Origin of the sequence: Vibrio sp. Vb2880 (genome assembly GCF_033337975.1) — a bacterium.
Taxonomy (GTDB): Bacteria; Pseudomonadota; Gammaproteobacteria; order Enterobacterales; family Vibrionaceae; genus Vibrio; species Vibrio alginolyticus.
Genome location: NZ_JAWORT010000058.1, coordinates 1 through 2,881 on the forward strand (window position 1 = coordinate 1; position 2,881 = coordinate 2,881).

Sequence of the window (2,881 nt, forward strand, 5' to 3'; positions counted from 1 at the left end):
CCGCGATCAAGCAGGTGCGACAGACGTCATACTAGATATCAAGCGACTTCTCCTATCCCCTGGGAACACATCAATCTTACCGGAGAATATCGTTGGCCAAAGCCTTAGCGTAGGATTTCGCCCTCTCCCGCAAACGACCCCTATTTGCGGAACTGCGGGCGTGGCGCTGTTGGTGTTGACACCAAACGCAGCGCTAGATCCTGTCGGCGTCGCAGCGGGCCTGGCGGGGGCGGTTTCCATGGCGTTCGGAACCGTGCTGACCCGCAAGTGGCAACCTCCCGTGCCTCTGCTCACCTTTACCGCCTGGCAACTGGCGGCCGGAGGACTTCTGCTCGTTCCAGTAGCTTTAGTGTTTGATCCGCCAATCCCGATGCCTACAGGAACCAATGTTCTCGGCCTGGCGTGGCTCGGCCTGATCGGAGCGGGTTTAACCTACTTGCTTTGGTTCCGGGGGATCTCGCGACTCGAACCTACAGTTGTTTCCTTACTGGGCTTTCTCAGCCCGGGGACCGCCGTGTTGCTAGGATGGTTGTTCTTGGATCAGACGCTGAGTGCGCTTCAAATCATCGGCGTCCTGCTCGTGATCGGGAGTATCTGGCTGGGCCAACGTTCCAACCGCACTCCTAGGGCGCGTATAGCTTGCCGGAAGTCGCCTTGACCCGCATGGCATAGGCCTATCGTTTCCACGATCAGCGATCGGCTCGTTGCCCTGCGCCGCTCCAAAGCCCGCGACGCAGCGCCGGCAGGCAGAGCAAGTAGAGGGCAGCGCCTGCAATCCATGCCCACCCGTTCCACGTTGTTATAGAAGCCGCATAGATCGCCGTGAAGAGGAGGGGTCCGACGATCGAGGTCAGGCTGGTGAGCGCCGCCAGTGAGCCTTGCAGCTGCCCCTGACGTTCCTCATCCACCTGCCTGGACAACATTGTTTGCAGCGCCGGCATTCCGATGCCACCCGAAGCAAGCAGGACCATGATCGGGAACGCCATCCATCCCCGTGTCGCGAAGGCAAGCAGGATGTAGCCTGTGCCGTCGGCAATCATTCCGAGCATGAGTGCCCGCCTTTCGCCGAGCCGGGCGGCTACAGGGCCGGTGATCATTGCCTGGGCGAGTGAATGCAGAATGCCAAATGCGGCAAGCGAAATGCCGATCGTGGTCGCGTCCCAGTGAAAGCGATCCTCGCCGAAAATGACCCAAAGCGCGGCCGGCACCTGTCCGACAAGTTGCATGATGAAGAAGACCGCCATCAGGGCGGCGACGACGGTCATGCCCCGGGCCCACCGGAACGAAGCGAGCGGGTTGAGAGCCTCCCGGCGTAACGGCCGGCGTTCGCCTTTGTGCGACTCCGGCAAAAGGAAACAGCCCGTCAGGAAATTGAGGCCGTTCAAGGCTGCCGCGGCGAAGAACGGAGCGTGGGGGGAGAAACCGCCCATCAGCCCACCGAGCACAGGTCCCGCGACCATCCCGAACCCGAAACAGGCGCTCATGAAGCCGAAGTGCCGCGCGCGCTCATCGCCATCAGTGATATCGGCAATATAAGCGCCGGCTACCGCCCCAGTCGCCCCGGTGATGCCGGCCACGATCCGCCCGATATAGAGAACCCAAAGGAAAGGCGCTGTCGCCATGATGGCGTAGTCGACAGTGGCGCCGGCCAGCGAGACGAGCAAGATTGGCCGCCGCCCGAAACGATCCGACAGCGCGCCCAGCACAGGTGCGCAGGCAAATTGCACCAACGCATACAGCGCCAGCAGAATGCCATAGTGGGCGGTGACGTCGTTCGAGTGAACCAGATCGCGCAGGAGGCCCGGCAGCACCGGCATAATCAGGCCGATGCCGACAGCGTCGAGCGCGACAGTGCTCAGAATTACGATCAGGGGTCTGTTGGGTTTCACGTCTGGCCTCCGGACCAGCCTCCGCTGGTCCGATTGAACGCGCGGATTCTTTATCACTGATAAGTTGGTGGACATATTATGTTTATCAGTGATAAAGTGTCAAGCATGACAAAGTTGCAGCCGAATACAGTGATCCGTGCCGCCCTGGACCTGTTGAACGAGGTCGGCGTAGACGGTCTGACGACACGCAAACTGGCGGAACGGTTGGGGGTTCAGCAGCCGGCGCTTTACTGGCACTTCAGGAACAAGCGGGCGCTGCTCGACGCACTGGCCGAAGCCATGCTGGCGGAGAATCATACGCATTCGGTGCCGAGAGCCGACGACGACTGGCGCTCATTTCTGATCGGGAATGCCCGCAGCTTCAGGCAGGCGCTGCTCGCCTACCGCGATGGCGCGCGCATCCATGCCGGCACGCGACCGGGCGCACCGCAGATGGAAACGGCCGACGCGCAGCTTCGCTTCCTCTGCGAGGCGGGTTTTTCGGCCGGGGACGCCGTCAATGCGCTGATGACAATCAGCTACTTCACTGTTGGGGCCGTGCTTGAGGAGCAGGCCGGCGACAGCGATGCCGGCGAGCGCGGCGGCACCGTTGAACAGGCTCCGCTCTCGCCGCTGTTGCGGGCCGCGATAGACGCCTTCGACGAAGCCGGTCCGGACGCAGCGTTCGAGCAGGGACTCGCGGTGATTGTCGATGGATTGGCGAAAAGGAGGCTCGTTGTCAGGAACGTTGAAGGACCGAGAAAGGGTGACGATTGATCAGGACCGCTGCCGGAGCGCAACCCACTCACTACAGCAGAGCCATGTAGACAACATCCCCTCCCCCTTTCCACCGCGTCAGACGCCCGTAGCAGCCCGCTACGGGCTTTTTCATGCCCTGCCCTAGCGTCCAAGCCTCACGGCCGCGCTCGGCCTCTCTGGCGAGGCGGATGTGACGCGGGTGCGCTTCGTGAAATCAGCCCAGCGGCTCGGATTCAGCCTCGACGAGATCGCAG

Annotated in this window: 2 protein-coding genes and 3 pseudogenes; 3 read left to right on the plus strand and 2 right to left on the minus strand. The window is 62.0% G+C overall.

Annotated features, from left to right (window positions below; all coding sequences use genetic code 11):
- Positions 1–142: 142 nt before the first annotated feature.
- Positions 143–658, plus strand: a pseudogene (locus R7M92_RS24715) (DMT family transporter); the annotation flags it as partial.
- A 31-nt stretch (positions 659–689) separates the two neighbouring features.
- Here R7M92_RS24715 and tet(A) read toward each other — a convergent pair.
- Positions 690–1,889: a tetracycline efflux MFS transporter Tet(A) gene (gene tet(A) / locus R7M92_RS24720; protein ID WP_001973670.1), complete on the minus strand. Its 1,200-nt coding sequence runs from the start codon at positions 1,887–1,889 to the stop codon at positions 690–692.
- A 105-nt stretch (positions 1,890–1,994) separates the two neighbouring features.
- Here tet(A) and tetR(A) point away from each other — a divergent pair, with 105 nt between their 5' ends.
- Positions 1,995–2,645 carry a tetracycline resistance transcriptional repressor TetR(A) gene (gene tetR(A) / locus R7M92_RS24725; RefSeq protein WP_000164043.1) on the plus strand — a complete coding sequence of 217 codons (651 nt, stop codon included), beginning with the start codon at positions 1,995–1,997 and terminating at the stop codon, positions 2,643–2,645.
- Between the two features lie 31 nt (positions 2,646–2,676).
- Here the strand turns inward: tetR(A) and R7M92_RS24730 are convergent.
- Positions 2,677–2,811: pseudogene (locus R7M92_RS24730) on the minus strand (relaxase); the annotation flags it as partial.
- Between R7M92_RS24730 and R7M92_RS24735 the strand changes: the two are divergent.
- Positions 2,806–2,881, plus strand: a pseudogene (locus R7M92_RS24735) (MerR family DNA-binding protein); the annotation flags it as partial. The pseudogenes R7M92_RS24730 and R7M92_RS24735 sit on opposite strands and share 6 nt — an antisense overlap.